12 protein-coding genes are annotated in these 18,045 nt (G+C 42.2%); 4 read left to right on the top strand and 8 right to left on the bottom strand.

What is annotated here, in order from left to right; translation table 11 throughout:
- Positions 1 to 4: 4 nt before the first annotated feature.
- Positions 5 to 1,228 (bottom strand): 4-hydroxy-3-methylbut-2-enyl diphosphate reductase, encoded by a 1,224-nt coding sequence (locus AC1XUE_RS24230; protein ID WP_483358575.1) that lies wholly within the window; start codon positions 1,226 to 1,228, stop codon positions 5 to 7.
- A 230-nt stretch (positions 1,229 to 1,458) separates the two neighbouring features.
- Between AC1XUE_RS24230 and AC1XUE_RS24225 the strand changes: the two genes are divergently transcribed.
- The 3 genes from AC1XUE_RS24225 to AC1XUE_RS24215 all read left to right on the top strand — a co-directional run bounded on the left by AC1XUE_RS24225 (position 1,459) and on the right by AC1XUE_RS24215 (position 3,759).
- Positions 1,459 to 2,025, top strand: a complete 567-nt coding sequence (locus AC1XUE_RS24225; protein WP_483358574.1) for an RNA polymerase sigma factor — start codon at positions 1,459 to 1,461, stop codon at positions 2,023 to 2,025.
- A 107-nt stretch (positions 2,026 to 2,132) separates the two neighbouring features.
- A complete protein-coding gene (locus tag AC1XUE_RS24220) occupies positions 2,133 to 2,747 on the top strand; it encodes a hypothetical protein (RefSeq protein ID WP_483358573.1) in 615 nt (204 codons plus the stop codon).
- Positions 2,707 to 3,759 carry a DUF4097 family beta strand repeat-containing protein gene (locus AC1XUE_RS24215; RefSeq protein ID WP_483358572.1) on the top strand — a complete coding sequence of 351 codons (1,053 nt, stop codon included), beginning with the start codon at positions 2,707 to 2,709 and terminating at the stop codon, positions 3,757 to 3,759. Before AC1XUE_RS24220 ends, AC1XUE_RS24215 begins: the two co-directional genes overlap by 41 nt.
- A gap of 13 nt (positions 3,760 to 3,772) precedes the next feature.
- Here AC1XUE_RS24215 and bshC read toward each other — a convergent pair whose 3' ends face one another.
- The 7 genes from bshC to AC1XUE_RS24180 form a co-directional block, all read right to left on the bottom strand.
- Positions 3,773 to 5,338 carry a bacillithiol biosynthesis cysteine-adding enzyme BshC gene (gene bshC / locus AC1XUE_RS24210; RefSeq protein ID WP_483358571.1) on the bottom strand — a complete coding sequence of 522 codons (1,566 nt, stop codon included), beginning with the start codon at positions 5,336 to 5,338 and terminating at the stop codon, positions 3,773 to 3,775.
- A 220-nt stretch (positions 5,339 to 5,558) separates the two neighbouring features.
- The gene (locus tag AC1XUE_RS24205) at positions 5,559 to 7,373 is read right to left on the bottom strand and encodes an acyl-CoA dehydrogenase family protein (RefSeq protein WP_483358570.1); all 1,815 of its coding nucleotides are present in this window, start codon (positions 7,371 to 7,373) and stop codon (positions 5,559 to 5,561) included.
- 137 nt (positions 7,374 to 7,510) lie between these two features.
- Positions 7,511 to 10,399: a putative Ig domain-containing protein gene (locus tag AC1XUE_RS24200; RefSeq protein ID WP_483358569.1), complete on the bottom strand. Its 2,889-nt coding sequence runs from the start codon at positions 10,397 to 10,399 to the stop codon at positions 7,511 to 7,513.
- A 4-nt stretch (positions 10,400 to 10,403) separates the two neighbouring features.
- Positions 10,404 to 11,516 carry a glycosyltransferase gene (locus AC1XUE_RS24195; RefSeq protein WP_483358568.1) on the bottom strand — a complete coding sequence of 371 codons (1,113 nt, stop codon included), beginning with the start codon at positions 11,514 to 11,516 and terminating at the stop codon, positions 10,404 to 10,406.
- A gap of 10 nt (positions 11,517 to 11,526) precedes the next feature.
- Positions 11,527 to 12,534, bottom strand: a complete 1,008-nt coding sequence (locus AC1XUE_RS24190) for a glycosyltransferase family 2 protein (protein ID WP_483358567.1) — start codon at positions 12,532 to 12,534, stop codon at positions 11,527 to 11,529.
- 106 nt (positions 12,535 to 12,640) lie between these two features.
- A complete protein-coding gene (locus AC1XUE_RS24185) occupies positions 12,641 to 13,819 on the bottom strand; it encodes an acetyl-CoA C-acyltransferase (RefSeq protein ID WP_483358566.1) in 1,179 nt (392 codons plus the stop codon).
- A 223-nt stretch (positions 13,820 to 14,042) separates the two neighbouring features.
- Positions 14,043 to 14,276 carry a PspC domain-containing protein gene (locus tag AC1XUE_RS24180; protein WP_483358565.1) on the bottom strand — a complete coding sequence of 78 codons (234 nt, stop codon included), beginning with the start codon at positions 14,274 to 14,276 and terminating at the stop codon, positions 14,043 to 14,045.
- Positions 14,277 to 14,683: 407 nt separating this feature from the next.
- On the opposite strand from AC1XUE_RS24180, the gene secA reads away from it, so the two are divergent.
- A complete protein-coding gene (secA, locus tag AC1XUE_RS24175) occupies positions 14,684 to 18,019 on the top strand; it encodes a preprotein translocase subunit SecA (RefSeq protein WP_483358564.1) in 3,336 nt (1,111 codons plus the stop codon).
- Positions 18,020 to 18,045: the final 26 nt, after the last annotated feature.

The following is an 18,045-nucleotide window of genomic DNA, read 5'->3' as shown; positions in this document are numbered from 1 at the left end:
AATTTTAAAAGCCCTCCATGATCTCATCCACTGTTTTTGCACCTTCATAAAATGAAAGTAATTTCAGCAAAATGGCTTCTACTACTGCATCCGGGCAGGAAGCACCGCAGGTCAGCATTATTTTCGCTGGTACTGATGCCGGTAAATAATTTTCAGTAACAGTCTCCTCTTTGGTGTGAAGATTGAAATGACGGATCAGTTGCTTGTCCAGTATTTTATTGACCGACTCGATAAAGTAGGTAGGTAGTTTATCTTCGCAAAGTTCAACCAGGTGAGACGTATTAGAACTGTTGTATCCACCTGCCACAATTACCAGATCTGCATCATGACCAAGTAGCGCATACGTGGCATCTTGGTTATCGTTGGTGGCATAGCATAGCGTATCCCGTGTATTGGCAAAGTGATCTTCCACCTGATCAGGTCGCAGACTGTAATGTTTAGTCATGACACTTTTCAGGAAATCAGCAATGCCTTGTGTATCAGAGGCTAGCATGGTGGTTTGGTTCACAACACCTATGCGCTTCAAGTCTTTTTCAGGATCGAAATTTTCTGAATACTGGCCGGCGAATTCAGTAAAAAACTGGGCAGCAGGTGTTTCACCTGTAATGTAAGCAGCCAGCCGTCGGGCTTCTTCCATGTTTTCGACAACCATAGTGGGAGCGTTTTCTTTACTATGTGAGAATGTGGCTCTGGTTTCTTCGTGCAATGGCTTCCCATGGACTACAATTGTGTAGTCCTTCTCACCAATCTGCGTTGCGCGGTTCCATACTTTTTCTACAAACGGACAGGTGGTATCATATACATAAGAATTGATACCCAGCTCGGCCAGCTTATTTTGATTTTCGATGGTGGTTCCAAAAGCGGGTACGATGACGATATCTTCAGGAGTAAGTTCGCTCCATTCAATAAGCTGATTACCTTTTGTATCCATCAAAAACCTGACACCCCGGTCAGTAAGATCTCTGTTCACGTCGGGATTGTGTATCATCTCGCTGAGGAGGAAAATACGTTTGTCAGGATTTTCGGATATCGCACGGTAGGCAATATCAATAGCATTTTCGACACCATAGCAAAAACCGAAATGGCGGGCAATCAGAAACTGGACAGGACCGAAATCCAGAACAGTCGGACTAAAATCCCTTTTCAATTTGTCGCTTTTCCTTCTCGCTTCTTTAATAGGCGTGATAATACGACTTCTATAAAAATCCGGTATATTGAATGTCTTCATGATGAAAAGCCCCTGGCTGGTAACGGTCTGCTATGATCGCTACCGATTGTACATGGAAAATAATGTGCTCAAAGATACACAATGCTGTTTTCAAAGAACAATCTCGGTACTGCCTTTGTTCAGCAGGCGCTCGTCATGATATATTTTTATGAAATTTTTTAATAAGCATGCAACATCTTTAGGATGAGCTATGTCTTTGTAACAGAACGTTCAAAATTTAAACCTTCTGCTTGAAAACAAATTTGTACATCGACCGGCATGTAGAACTGGTGGAACGCTGTAAACTCGGCGAGCGAAAGGCTCAGTATGAGCTTTATAAAAGCTATTCCAAAGCCATGTTTAATATCTGCATGCGGATCATCAACCACATGGGTGAAGCAGAGGACGCTCTGCAGGAAGCTTTTGTGGATGCATTTTCCAATTTGCACCAGTTCAGACAGCAGTCGACGTTTGGTGCATGGTTAAAGCAGATTGTAGTGAATAAGGCGATCAATCAATTGCGAAGCAGAAAGGTACAATGGATTGATATTGATGAATGGCAGCGTTCCGGAGAAGAATCGGAGAGAGTTTCAGAAGAGATGTACAGCTGGAATGAAGATGAAACTTCGCTGGAAATAGAGCGGATACGTAACGCTGTATTGAGGCTGCCGGATGGGTATCGGGTTGTGTTGAGTCTTTATTTGTTTGAAGGCTACGATCATGAAGAAATCGGAGAAGTGCTGGGCATTTCAGAGTCAACATCCAGAACGCAATACATGCGGGCGAAAAAAAAGTTGGCGGAAATGATGACGCATTAACGTGATTTTCAGCGTATGAGCAATTAAATGTGGAGTGATTTTTTAAGGTATTATTAAAACCCAGGCCCTATTGAGACAAAAACTTTACACATGACCAGTAAGTAAAAATGAAAAAGAATTCTGATAAGAAAGATCGTCTGGAACGGTTTGTGCGCGATAATAGAGACGGATTTGACAGCTTCTTACCACAGGATAATTTGTGGGATCTCATTGAAAATAAAATTCCAGGGCAACCTCAATCCATAGCCACATCCCAACCCGGTAAAATAGCCAGGCTATGGTCTGGCATGAGCGCTTACAATTGGCGTGCGGCTGCTGGTATATTGCTGGTATTGGGTATAGGTATTACGATCTACCTCAATAAGCAGTATGGTGTAACCCGTGATCCTGCAGTGGCACTTAAGGTTCCTGCTTATGCAAAGGAATTTAATACCTATACGGTAGCTATCGAGGAAAAACGAGGTGAGATCGTCAAACTTACCCGCGACAATCCGGAGCTTTACAAAGATTTTTCTGCCGATCTGAAAAGTCTGGAGAATAGTTACGGTAACCTTAGGTCTAATCTCTCGGATGCTCCCAATCAGGAGGCTCTGCTGAAAGCCATGGTGCAAAATCTGCAATGGCAGGTTGATCTGCTCAACCAACAAATCCAAATTTTAGAACGTATTAATCAGGTCAAAGATGGCTACGATAAAGAAAATAATAACGCACCTCTTATATAGTGTGGCTTTAATGCTACCGCTTGTAGTGCAAGCCATTGATCCTGAGTCCGTAGGGTTGATCGAAAAGAAAAGGAACATTGTTAAAATATTCGACGTCAAGGAGCACGACTTGCTAATGATAGACAATCAGTTCGGGCAGGTGAAAGTCAATCTTTGGAATAAAAAGGAAATTCGGGTTGAGATTGTCATTACTGCAAATGCCCCTTCAGATAATCGGGCTGCTCAGTACCTTGGTGCAGTGGATGTGGAAGAGAAGCGAGAGAAGAACCGCATCAATATCACTACGCTTATCAACAGAGGACAAATATCTTCTAATAGCTGGAATAACCGCAGCGGAGAAAAGAATTTTATTCAGATAGACTACACTGTTTTTATGCCAAAGGAGAACCCGTTGATTGTTAATAATAAGTTTGGCAATACGGATATCCCATCCTTTGCCGCTACACTCACCGTAAATTCGAGAAATGGTAGTTTTTCTGCGGAATCACTTTCTGGCGCTAACAATACCATTGATGTGCGCTATGGATCGGCCCGCATAGGAAAAATGGATGAGGGAAAGCTTGAAAGCCATTATTCCAATGTGAAATTGGAGCAGGTAACGAAATTGCTGTTAAATAACAAATTCGGAGAATTGACAATTGGTGACGTCAAAGACCTTCAGGCGGATATTGATTATTCAGGTGTGAAGATTGGAACGATACGCGGAGAAAGTAACATCAAGCTGAATTACTCGGGGAATTTCAAAATTGGTGAGCTTACCAAATCAGCTGAAAATGTGAATATTAAAGCGGCCTATTCCTCTGTTACGTTGCCGGCAGATGCCAGCAGATTTAATGTGACAGTTACCTACGGGAACTTCAGTTATCCATCAGGCAATGTTAACTTCACACAACAGCCCTCCAAAGATGACAAAAACTATAAAGTAAGGCAATACCAGGGAAAGATAGGCTCTGGTACTGGTACCAAAATTACAGTTGTCTCCACTTTCGGAGACGTGAAGCTGAAAGACTGATTGGGGTATTATCTCAAGGCTGAGCAGTATCGCTTTCTGAAAGTATAAAATATTTGAATTCCAAAGGCTCAAAAGCAGCGAAGAGCTTGCTGATAAAAGAGGAATCGTTGATATAGAAACTTAGTAAGTTGTCATAACGTTCCTGGGCCGTACCGCCCGGGAATAATTTTTCCTGCACATTCAGAAGTTGATTAATTTCGGACTCATGATTCCGTTCTTCTGCTTTGCGAATCCGTTTTTCAAGATTTTCAAGTGCGTTGAATAAACGGGCTCTTTCAGCTTTGACGGCGCCTTCCATGGTACGTTCCACTTCCGTAGCTTTTTCTATAATCTCGTCAAATATGTTTAAAAATGCAGACTTCTGTTCCTGTAAAGACAGCTCCTTTTCTGTATTCTTTTGAACGTACATTTTGCGCAGCATTACCTGATCCATAAAGAGCTCTTCCGGACTAACACCAAGTTTTTCAAGCTTATTATTGATGGAAGAATTGATATACATTCCGAAGTTTCTCGGAATAAGCATAGGAAACGGAGTTTGATAATGATCAAAAACTCCTTTCAGCTGCATCCAGTAAGGTATTTCAGAAGGTCCACCGATATAGGCCAGGTTGGGCAGAATAATTTCTTCATAAAGCGGGCGTAACACTACATTGGGACTGAAATATTCCGGATGAGCATCGGCCTCGTTCAGAACTGCTTCCTGTGTAAAAGTCAGATCTGTATTCAGTACCTTGAACTGATCTCCTTCTTTAATGATACGTCCTCTCAGATTATCCTTAAGGTAGAATAAATTGATTTCCCTTGCGCTAAGCGGCGTGTGATAACCTTGTTCTGTAAGTTTGGAGGTAGTTTGGGTAACTAATTTTTCAGAAATTGATTGTGTAAGTTCCTCTTTGATAACAGGAAGAAAATGTCTTTTCAATTCTGCGCTGTCAGCATCAAGACATATGAGGCCTTCAGAGCCAAACAACTCGTGCATGTAACATCGTACTGCATCAGTCAGCGTATCGTTCTCAAGATATGCTTTGGCAAATAAAAGAGGTTTCGTCGGCAGCAGTTTCAGGATCGTTTCCAATTCCTTTGGATTTAATCTGCCAACTGCTCCCTGGTGCTCACCTTCCCATTTAAAAGTCTGCCCGAATAGATGAAAGGAAGCAATTTCGGCGAAATCATGATCCTCAGTTGCCATCCAGTATACAGGTACAAAATTGTAATCCGGATAGGCCTGCTTCAGCTCTCTTGCCAGCTTGATGGTCGTAACGATCTTGTAAATGATATACAGAGGACCTGTAAATATATTAAGCTGATGCCCTGTAGTTACTGTAAAGGTTTTTGAATCCAGCAGTACTGAAAAATCTGGTTTGTTGGGTTGGCCTTTGTATTGCTCTTCAAGGACATTTACCAAAGTCTTACGCTTCGCTGCCTCAAAATCTGACTTGCTTTCTATTGCTAGCTTCGCATTGTCAATAGTGGGATACACGCTGTAAAACTCTTCGGTAGCTGGTTTTTGGTCGAGGTAGTCCAGGAGTAATGCCGGAAACTGCCCCGTTTTACGCAGATCCACTTTGTTTAACTTCACGAAAGGTGGTTTTTCAGTAGTCAGTAGAGAGTCCAACACAGTGCTTTTTTGAATATAAAGGAAACCCTGCAAATATCGTTAAAGTTCAGGGTTGGTCAATATGTAACGAAGTACAGAATAGTTCTTATATACTGAAAAAGCCGAAACTGAAACAGGATCGGCTTTCACAATTACTTGGTTTTTAGTTGCGTCGGGTATTAGCCGAATTATTTTTCAGTCCTTAAAAGGCATAGTCATTTTTTGATATAAGCTCGTCAGCAATTCTGCGACGTGCCTCCTTGAGATTCAAAGGTTCTATTTTTGTAAATCTTTTAAGACCCATCAGCATCACACGCAGTTCGTCACCCTCGGCAAAGCTGGTTATAGCAGCCCGTCCTGCATTGTTTGTTTTTTCCACTGCCCTGTGCAGATATACGAGTGCAAGATCTTTATATAGTTGGTTGGCGATATCACCTGTAAGTTCAATACGCTTTTCAACACGCAAAAGGACTGATTCTGCCACATAGGTTTCTATTACCATATCCGCCAGACTCATGATAATCTCCTGCTCTTCGGATAACTTGGTCATGAATTTCTGTACAGCAGAGCCTGCTATCATTAACACAGCCTTTTTCAGGTTTTTGATCACTTTTTTCTCAGCTGCAAATGTAGACTCATCTTCGTCTGCACTGAAATCAGGAATAGACATGATTTCTTTACCAACTGCCATAGCCGGCGACATCAGATCCAGCTGCCCATTCATGGCTCGTTTCAGAAGCATATCTACCACGAGAAGTCGATTAATCTCATTGGTGCCTTCGAAGATCCGGTTGATACGGCTATCGCGATAAGCACGATCCATCGGAGCATCTGCAGAGAAGCCCATTCCGCCATAAATTTGTACACCTTCGTCGACAACATAGTCCAATACTTCTGAAGCATGTACCTTCATAATAGCACACTCAATGGCAAGCTCTTCCAAAGACTTTAGCTTGGCGTCTGATTCAGCAAGTCCTTTTTCGAGGAAAGCAACCGTGAGGTCATCAATACTTTGGCCTACACGATAAGAGGCAGATTCTGTGGCGAACATGCCCACTGCCATTTCAGCCAGCTTGTATTTAATAGCGCCGAAATTAGCGATCGCTGTACCGAACTGCTTTCGCTCATTTGCGTAGTTGATAGCCTGCTGAGCTACTCTTTTCGATCCTCCTAAAGCGGCCGCTGCCAATTTTATACGGCCAATATTTAAAATGTTAACAGCTATTTTAAATCCATTTCCACGATCCGAAAGCATATTCTCTACGGGCACCTGACAGTCGTTAAAGAAAATCTGCCGGGTATCCGATCCCTTAATACCCATCTTATGTTCCGGCTCATTCATGGTGATGCCATCGAAACTTTTATCAAGAATGAAGGCAGTCAGATTTTTATCAGTTTGTCCGTTTTCTTCAATTTTGGCAAAAACAATGAACACATCTGCAAAACCACCATTGGTGATCCACATTTTCTGGCCATTTATTACATACTTATTACCATCTGCTGTAAGAATTGCTTTTGTTTTTCCAGAATTAGCATCCGAACCGGAATCTGGTTCTGTGAGGCAATATGCTGCTTTCCACTCTCCGGAAGCCAGCTTGGGAAGGTATTTTTGCTTTTGTTCTTCGTTTCCGTAGTAAAGAATAGGCAATGTGCCAATTCCTGTATGTGCTGAAAGTGCAACCGAGAAAGAATTACCGGCCCCTGTAGCTTCTGCTACAAGCATGGAAGTATTAAAGTCCATCCCAAATCCCCCATAAGATTCAGGAACAACCGTCCCCAATAACCCCAGCTCACCTGCTTTATCCATCAGTGAATTAATCAATGCAGGACTTTTTGCCTGATCAATTTCATCAAGACGTGGCCAGACTTCAGTTCTTAAAAAATCACGGCAGGTGTCAGCGATCATTTTTTGCTCCTCGGTAAACTCCTCCGGAATAAAAATTTGTGATGCAGGCGTTTCTCTGATCAGGAATTCACCTCCTTTGGTTGAAACTTTCTTATTTTCTGCAATGGCCATGGTAAAGAAAATTAAGTTTTAAGACAAGTGGTATGCTTGCATACTAATTTTGTTCATGCAAATATATCATTAAATTATTATGCTTGCATACTACATTGCTAAAAAAATAAAAGCCTGTGGCATAGTGCCACAGGCTTTTATTTTTTAAATATTTTATACTGTTTTAGAAACTCTCCGTTGTTTTCTACCTGAATGAAATAAATACCGGAGCTGATCTGCATCCCTCTCAGGTCAATGTTAGCCAGGTGATCAGCATGGTTAACAAATCCTGATGGTATTTCTGTCTTTTGGCCGGAAATATTAATGATATAGTAACGAAGATCTGTTGCTGACAGCTGTTCCGGAAGCTTTATATTAATAACAGTTTCAACCGGATTGGGATAGAAATTCCATTCCAGTATATCTCTCGTTATGTTTATGGAATCCCCGTAAGAGATACCAAACTGCATTGTATTAGAGACAACAGATGCATCTTTATTGGTAGCGGTTACCGTTAGTGTGTATCTGCCTGGGAAAGGTGTAAATCCACCTTCATTTTCGTATAATGCATATGGGAATTTCATGGTTGCCGAGGAAATATTGACAGGGCCCTTCAGATCAAAAACAACCTGATCATAATCAAAATTACCATAGGCAAATATGTTGATCAACGGAGGCATATTTTTAAGATCCAATACATCATCATGTTGCAATGGTCTGATAATTTGCTGATTGACCGCACTTCCTCCTTTTACCAATTCAAAACGGAGTCGTGGGATTTCAACTCTGATCACCAGCGGCGCTTCTGCATAAGCTCCGAAATTGTCATATGCTCTGATAATCAAGCGGTATTCACCTTCTTCTGTAGGTGTGCCGGATAAAGTATTTAGTGAAACGTCGAGCCATGCAGGTCGGTTCTGAACTGACATAGATGCTATATAACCATCACTATCTGTGAAAACGTCGTTAGGGAGCGTGTACGTGAAAGGTACATTTACCGAAGCATATCTGATAGGAAATGAGCCTATTGTGTAAGGCGGGTTATTCAGGTATTGAGGTTCTACGACTTTAAGGCTAAAATAAGTTTCTACAAATGCATTGAGATCATCATAAGCTTTAATGGAGACCCGATACTCTCCGAGCGTTGTAGGGGTTCCTGAAAGAACTCCATTATTGAATTTGAGCCACGATGGCATTTCAATAACTTCGACCTTGGTCACTTCTCCATCCGGGTCTATAAATGCATCCTTTGAAAGAGTAAATGAAAATGGTTTGTCGATTGCTATACTTTGATTAGCGAAGTTGGTATTGACGATTGGCGGCTTATTGGCATTTTCACGCGTATCAACGCGTATTGTAAAATAGGCATCTGTGCTTGCTCCTTCATCGTCAATTCCTTTTACAAGGATTCTGTGATCGCCCAGCGCAGTGGGTCTTCCTTTCAATTGTCCGTTTTCGTACCTGAGCCAGGAAGGTAGTAAGGATACATCCATACGTACGATTGTACCATCAACGTCAGAAAATGTATCCGTAGGGAGTGTGTATACAAAATCCCGGTTTACAGCGATAATCTGCATGGGTATAGGGCGGAATACATAAGGAGGATAGTTAGAGGCATCATCCCAGTAAGCCGGAGAAAAAAGGTCTTCTTCCAAACGGATTCGCACCGGCTTAGGATTGGAAGGATCTGCATAGGCTTTTTTAGCCCATTCGTTATAAACCACGTTTCCTGCTCCTGATTTTTCTACAGCTGCAGAAAGTCTGTAGCTTACCTCTTCTTTGTAATCAATAGGATTTACCGGTTGATTCAGCCATGTTGCAGCGGCTTGCTGCAAAAAAGGAGCTGCCTTTTGCATGGAAGCAGTAGTGGAAATTACTGCAGCTACTACATTGGCACCATGGGCAAAATTCTCATTAATCTGCCTGAGATGAGTTGCATTGTCTACACTTGCATTCACAAATAACTCATTGGCTGTAATAAAATGAGCAGGTCGGTCGCTTTTCAGGATGTCCACCGACCAACGGTGATCATGGTTGACCAGGTCATCGTTTACTTTGATACCATCTGCTTTTTCACTCAGACTTTTATATCCCAATGTGCCGCGGATAGCGGACAAAGCATCAAAAACGGAACCATAATCCGCCATAAACTTGATTTGAGGATCAACCGCCTTAACAGTTGAAATCATCTGATCAATAAAACGTTTCATCACCTGATGGCGATAAATATACAGGTCCTTGCCAAAACGCTGTCTGAAAGTCTGATTAGGTTCCCACCTGTTGGATGGCATTGGAACTTCGGCGAAGGACTTGTAATTCGTGCCCCAGAGGTAGTTGAGGCGTTCAATTTTTTTATAGTTAGGCTTCAGCCATTCCTGAAAACCTTTTGTCATGCTTTCGGAATAATCATATACCGTGATGACATCCTTTCCGTTTTCGATAATTCCACCTGAATATTCTCCTTCCTGTGTAGGTGTATTGGTTACAGATACAAACAGAAGCTTATTTTCGGTTTGGAGATATTTGTAGCGATTAACAGCTTCTCTGACGAAGCTCAGTGCTTTGTTCGTAATAGGCTGATTGTCGAAACCAAAAAAAGTATCACCGTAACCCCCAATCATAGGTTGACCAGTATTACTTATTTGTTTATCGGGATTGGTCCAAAATCCATTGATTCGTGTATTGTGCCGTCCCAAATGTATACGAAGCGCTACTTTCATGCCCAGACTTGTCGCAAGATTAATTTGCTCGTCGAATCGGGCCCAGTTGGGTGTTTCTGTTGGAGAGTTGAGGTAAATTTTGTCCCAGGGTATAGCCAGATACACAGCGTTAACCCCATTCTGATGTGCCGCTCTGATGATATCCAGCTCGGGACCTTTTTCTGTAGTCAGGTTCAGGCACATCAGCGCAAGGTAGCGTTGTGTGTCTATTGTTGGGGTTGTACCATTATTTTGGCCTTTTACCTGAAGACCATAAAATAGGTTCAACAGGAGTAATGCTGCGAAAAGATTCCCTGTAATTTGTTTTAAAAAAGTCCCGATCCTCATCCAGTTAGATTTTGTCCATGATTTTAACCCAGTTTTCGTAACCACTCTTCACATTAAAAATACCAGCTCTGAGCTTACTTATTTCGGCATCGGTGAATATTTTGCCACTCATAATATCCTTCATAGCAATCACCATTTGTCTTACGCTGATATCCTCAGTCACCGCACCCATTCCCTCCTGAATAAATTCGCTGGCTCCGCCTGAGGGGAATGCAACGATAGATTTACCAAGAAGTGCTGCTTCAATCATTACCAATGGAAACGGATCCTGCCGAGATGTAAGTAAAAAGCCGTTCCCCAGGTTTAAATAATTATAATAATCCTCCTTTTGTTTTCCTACAAGATGAATAGTAGTTTTTGACTTATTGTTTTTGCAGCGTTGTTCCGTGTAATAAACCAGTCCATCATCGATTTGTTCTCCTATCCATATGATATGCACATTTGGCATATCCAGTTCATTGGCTATGTCTGGCAGCAGGTCAAACCCCTTTCTTTCGGAAGTCATTCCGGATACAACCCATACAAAGTCATTTTCAGGTATGCCAAGTTTTTTGCGTATTTCAGCAGTTTTGATAGAGTCGGGTACCGCTTTAGATGTATCAATAAAGGAATAAAGAAGTTCAACCTTTTTGCCACCTGTATCCTTAATTGCATCGCAGGTGATACCTGAGCAGCCAATTAATACGTCAGAAAAGTTAATAATATTACTTAAATCTGTTCGGCTCAGATACGCATATGTTAAAGGCAATTCATGAAAATGAGTCACCGTCTTAACGGAAAATTCCTTTGCAACAGCAACAGCTTCGGGTAGCATAGTGGTATTGATGTACCATATGTCTGCTTTAAACTCAGTAGCAACCTTTCGCAGGTAACGCAGTGTTGGGTTTGCACCCAGAAAGAACATGATTTTTTGTGCCATGTTGTAACGCTTGGGAGCTATGAAAACAGGAACGTCAGCAGGGAGCTCTTTGAGTAGTTCGCCATTGGCAAAACTTACAACGCCCACATCATACCGGCTGCGGTCAATTTGTTGTATGATATAGAGTAACATCATTTCCGATCCTGTACGTGTTGCGAAAGGAGTGAAGAAAAGAAGGCGTTGTTTACTTTTTTTCATAGATGTTGAGTTAAGACTGAGAGGAGGTAAGGAGGTCAATGTTTTCTTTTTCCAAAATTTTGTACATACCTTTTTTAAGAAACAATGTTCTTGTAAAATACTTGAGTAGTACTTGGGTTTTTCTTAAATAGATATGTTGCGTATCCAGTTCTGTTACAGGACTTCCTGATCTTAGGTTATTGACAATTTTCCAGAGATAAACGACTGGAATCATGGTTACATAATGTATGATAAGTGTAAGGTAAGCTAAGATTCCGTACTGCTTTCGGATCCATAATAAGTTAGAAACCTGCATCTGCGTACTAAATCTGTTAATCCAAGAAATATGAGTTCTCCTGAAAGGATTTTTATTTTCGAGGTGTATATAAGTGCTGTCATCAAAAATACAGAGTTTTCCAAGTAGGCCCAGTCGCCACGACCATTCTACATCTTCTCCATACATGAAAAAATCTTCACTGAATCCGCCTGTTTTTTCATATCCTTCACGTCTTGTAAATATGAATGCGCCAACCAGCCAGTCATACTGCTGAGGATCTTTGTGGGAAGGGTCGGGGTAGAGGCGATGCATGATCTTATCCACTGTATTACCTGGAGGGAGAATAAAGAATGTCCTGCGAAACTCATTGAAACTGCGGTAAAAGGGCATCGGGGTATTATCGGCGTAGTGCTGCAAAGCACCTAGCGCTATAATATCCTTGCGGGTGTTCATGCGATCAAAGCAACGATCAATGATGTTGTCTGTTAGCAATGTATCTGCATTAAGAAGCAGGAAATATTTTCCTGATGCAGCGGCCATTCCTTTATTATTCGCCCTGCCAAACCCTGCATTATAGTCCATATCAATGCATTTAATATCCGGATAGATGGTTCTCAGACGTTCGCCATCTCCGTTTATCGGGTCGTTGTCAACGATAATAATTTCAAAACTGACTTTTTTAGTAAAGGTATATATGGAGTGTAAGCAATTGATAATTAGCTCTGGGCAACGAAAATTTATAATGATAATGGATACATCCATGTAGTGATATGCAAAGTTAAGGGGCAAAAATAAAGAAACTCCCCGGAAGACTGTGACATCTAACGAGGAGAGACTTAAAAATGCTATAGAATATTTGTTGAAATGGCTAATTCAGTCTTTCGAAAATGCCGGCAACACCCTGCCCGCCACCTACACATGCAGTGACCATGCCATATTTTTGATTCCTTCTTTTCATTTCATTCAGTAACTGTACTGAAAGTCTTGCCCCGGTTGATCCTAAGGCGTGCCCCAGAGCAATTGCTCCACCATTCGGATTAACTATGTCAGGGTTGATCTCCAATTCCTGAATTACTGCTAATGCCTGCGCGGCAAACGCTTCATTCAGTTCAATTTGTTCAATATCAGATAATTTCAATCCGGCTTGTTTCAACGCAAGTGGGATAGCTGCAACCGGACCAATTCCCATAATGCGCGGATCTACACCGGCAGTTGCATAGGATAGCATACGTGCTACAGGAGTAAGTCCAAGGTCATTGACCATTTTTTCTGACATCACTACCACAAATGCGGCACCATCGGAAGTCTGAGAGGAATTCCCCGCCGTTACTGAACCGCCGGCTGCAAATACTGGCTTAAGCTTGGCAAGGGCTTCCAAAGTTGTATCGGCCCGAGGTCCTTCATCTTGCTCTACAACAGTTTCTTTCGTTTTCTTTTTCCCAGTTACTGCATCAAAATAAGTCTCTTTTATAGTGATGGGAACAATGCCATCTGTGAACAAATTTTCCTTTTGCGCGTTGAGTGCTTTCTGATGAGAAAGGTAAGAAAACTCATCCTGTTGCTCTCTGCTTATTTTGAAATCCCGCGCTACCTGTTCGGCGGTGAGTCCCATACTCAGGTAATAATCCGGATTGGAGTGTGCGATCTCGTAGTTCAATGCAGTTTTCCATCCCATTGTAGGGACCAGTGACATGGATTCAGTGCCTCCTGCGATAATGCAATCGGCCATCCCTGCATGTATTTTGGCTGCAGCCATAGCGATGGCTTCCACCCCGGAACCACAGTATCGGTTAATTGTAATTCCTGATACATTTTTAGGAAGAGCCAGTAAAGCTACGTATCGCCCCATCTGCATTCCCTGTTCTGCTTCAGGCACGGCGTTACCGACGATGACATCATCTACCTGTGCCGGATCCAGATTGGGGATTTTATCTAAAAGATATTTGATCACTTCTGCACCGAGATCATCCGGGCGCGTAAAGCGGAAACCGCCACGCGATGCTTTTCCAACTGCACTCCGGAAACCGGCAACAATGTATGCGTTCATATATTTAGATGGTTTAGTTCAACACTGAATTCTTAAAAAATAAAGCCACGCTCATGAATGGCTTCATAATAGTATACTCAATAATAGTATGCAGGCATACTATCTGTAAAACTAGCAATTAAAAATAAAACAACAAACCACCGGAATATGTTTTCCGGTGGTTTGTAATTACGAGTAAGTTCTGGTGATGAATGTTAGAGAATTGAACGGCTGCTACTTCCGGTCAGGGCATTGACTGGCCTTGTTCCCAGGTTTGTTGTAGCGCTCGTTTTGTGGGCATGACGATCCATAGTGTAATGTAAATCAGTACAATCGGGAATGACATTGGGATAAAGAATGCCAATACCAGCAGTACTCTTATTATCGTAACATCAATGCTCAGGTACTCAGCTAAACCTGATGCTACACCACCGATCATTTTGTTTTCTGTATTGCGGAATAATCTATTGTTGTTCATAGCTATATTCATTTAGTTGTTATTGTTGATTCAAAGGTACTATGTAATGCATGGTAGTTTAAAATGAATTTGGATGAGTGGTTTTCGGGCAGGAGAAATGGCGAATTGGTGTGAGGAAAAGTTAAGTCTCCATTAAAATTGAGATATTCTCATGTTATATGGCAGGTTGATTGTAGTTTTAAAACACATTTATCAGCGCTCAGCGTTAGTAAACAGGAATGGTATCCGGTGATAATGTGGGTGATTAGACTTTCCTTAGGATTATTCTGAATCTTGCTAATAACTATTTGTAAAGGATTACTTTTGCAGTTGAAAATAGTAGCTTTGCTGACAATCTGGCACATAACATGCGTCGGGTGCAATATTTTTCAAAAAGAAATAAAGATAAATAATACACATAAAAAGTCATGTTTAAAATATTTTCGAAGCTGTTCGGTACGAAGGCAGAACGGGATTTAAAAGAGTTAACCCCATATGTTGGGTTGATCAATGCAGAATACGCTTTGCTGGCTTCTTTAACCAATGATCAGCTTCGTGCAGAATCGGAGGCTTTGAAAGTTCGTATCGCAACCGAACTCAAATCAATCGATGAGCAGATCGCTTCATTGAGAACACAGGCAGCGGATGAGCCAAATGTGGATAACAAAGAAGTAATATTTAAAAGAATAGATGCGCTTGAGCTCGACCGTAATAAGGAACTGGAAAGAGTTTTGCTTGACATCCTTCCCAAGGCATTCGCCATTGTAAAAGATACAGCCAGACGTTTTACCGAGCATGACAAGATTGAGGTAACAGCCAATTATTTTGACCGTGAAGTGGCTTCCAAAAAGGCCAGCGTTAAAATTGAAGGAGATAAAGCATATTGGAATACAACATGGGATGTAATAGGTCAGCCTATTAAGTGGAACATGCTTCACTATGATGTACAGCTCATAGGTGGTGTCGTTTTGCATCAGGGAAAGATCTCTGAAATGGCTACCGGGGAAGGGAAAACACTTGTAGCGACACTTCCTGCATTTTTGAATGCACTTGCAGGACAGGGCGTCCATATCGTTACGGTGAACGACTACCTTGCCAAACGTGATGCGGAGTGGAATGCTCCATTATTTGAATTTCATGGTATGAGTGTGGATTGTATTGATCGTCACCAACCTAATACCACTGCCAGAAGAAACGCTTATAAGGCAGATCTGACCTACGGAACCAACAACGAATTTGGTTTTGATTACCTGCGTGACAACATGTCACGTACGCCGGAAGAACTTGTTCAGCGTAAGCATCACTATGCAATGGTAGATGAAGTTGACTCCGTTTTGATTGATGATGCACGTACACCATTGATCATCAGCGGGCCTGTACCTCGTGGAGACGAGCAAGAGTACCTTGAGTTGAAGCCACGTGTCGGCAGGATCGTTGAAGCGCAGAAAAAACTGGCTATGGAACTTCTTAATGAAGCAAAGAAGAAAATCAGTGCCGGTGATAAAAAAGAAGGTGCGCTTGCTTTATTCCGTGCACACCGCGGTATGCCAAAGTACAAGCCATTGATTAAGTATCTGAGTGAAGGCGGAGTTCGTCAGTTGATGCAGGAGTCGGAGTCTATCCACTTGGCAGAAAACCAGAAACTGATGCCTGTTGCAGATGCACCTCTTTACTTTACAATTGATGAGCGTCACAATAGTATTGAGCTTACTGAAAAAGGAATTGACTTCCTGACAGGCGAGTCGGAAGAAACTAATTTCTTTATTCTACCTGATATCGCTATCGATCTTGATGCAATTGAAAAGGATAAGTCTTTAAGTGAGCAGGAAAAAATCCTGAATAAGGAAGCGCTGATCCGCGACTATTCTGTAAAAACTGCTCGTATACATACTGTTAATCAGCTTTTGAAAGCGTACACATTGTTCGAAAAGGACGTGGAGTATGTAATCATGGATGGAAAGGTAAAGATCGTGGATGAGCAGACTGGCCGTATCATGGATGGTCGTCGTTATTCGGATGGTTTGCACCAGGCTATTGAAGCAAAAGAAAGCGTGCGTGTAGAAGACGCCACGCAGACATATGCAACTGTAACACTGCAGAACTACTTCAGAATGTATCATAAGCTGGCCGGTATGACCGGTACTGCGGAAACGGAAGCTGGTGAATTCTGGGAAATATATAAACTGGATGTTGTATCTGTTCCAACAAATAGAGGAATCAGCCGCAAAGACCAGGAAGATAAGGTGTATCGTTCGGTTCGTGAAAAGTACAATGCAGTAGCAGATGAAATTGTAGAACTGGTAGAAGCGGGTCGTCCTGTTCTGGTAGGTACTACTTCTGTGGAAAACTCCGAAATTATCAGCCGGATGCTGACGCTCCGCAAAATACCGCATCAGGTACTGAATGCGAAACAACACCAGCGTGAAGCTGAAGTTGTTGCCGAAGCCGGAAAGCCCGGAACTGTAACCATTGCGACTAACATGGCTGGTCGTGGTACGGATATTAAGCTGACTCCGGAATCAAAAGCAGCAGGAGGTTTGGCTATTGTAGGTACGGAGCGACACGAAAGCCGTCGTGTAGATCGCCAGTTAAGAGGTCGTTCGGGACGTCAGGGTGATCCTGGTTCTTCTCAATTCTTTGTTTCTCTGGAGGATAACCTGATGCGTTTGTTCGGTTCTGACCGGATGGCCAAAGTGATGGACCGTATGGGGCTGGAAGAAGGCGAAGTGATTCAAAGTGGGATGATTACGAAGTCGATTGAACGTGCGCAGAAAAAAGTGGAAGAAAACAACTTCGGAATGCGTAAGAGATTGCTTGAGTACGATGATGTAATGAACTACCAACGTGATGCAATTTACAAACGTCGTAAAAATGCACTGTTCGGAGAACGTCTGGCGGTCGATATTGCAAATACACTCTATGATGTTTGTGAAGAAATCAGCTCATCAGCCAATTCTTATGCAGAACTGGAGCTATCGGCTATCACAACATTAGGAATTGAGCCTCCTTTCACGGAAGCACAGTATGGATCGCTGAAACCTGCTGATCGTTCACAGCAGTTATACGAGGCAGCAGAGAAGCAGTATCAGGAGAAAAACGAAGCGATCAGCCAGAAAGCTTTACCAGTATTGCAATCCATTTATGCTGAGAGAGGTGCTACGATTACTGAGATCATGATTCCTTTCAGTGATGGACTACGCCAGACAGGTGTTGTCGTAAATCTGAAGAAAGCGATTGATAACGAAGGACGTGAGATTACTCATGAAATGGAAAAGGCCATTGTTCTGTCTTTGATAGATCAGGAATGGAAAGAACACTTGCGTGAAATGGATGACTTGAAGCAATCGGTACAGAATGCAGTATTCGAGCAGAAGGATCCTCTATTGATATATAAATTTGAATCTGTTGAGCTTTTCAAACGCTTCCTGAGCAAAGTTAATTTTGATATGTTGTCCTTCCTGATGAAGGCTGATATTCCACAGGAAGAAGCGGCACCTGCTGTACAGCAGCCGGTACGTCGTCCTGAAGCTCCGGCTCCGGAATTACATACCAATCGTGAAGAGGATTTTGGTGCTGAACTGGATGGCCCGGACTTTGGACATACAGAATCTACCACCAAATCGCAGCCTGTACGCGTGGAGAAAGTAGCAGACAGAAATGAGAAAGTATCGGTACAATATCGTGACGGACGCGTTCTACGTGATGTGAAATATAAGAAAGTTGAGCAGGATATAAAAAATGGAGATTGCGTTGTAATTGAATAATTTACCGCAAAACTTGCCTGCTTATA

It is taken from the genome of Dyadobacter sp. HNCC25DJ187 (assembly GCF_056895255.1).
This window is presented reverse-complemented; position numbering and strand designations above follow the sequence as displayed.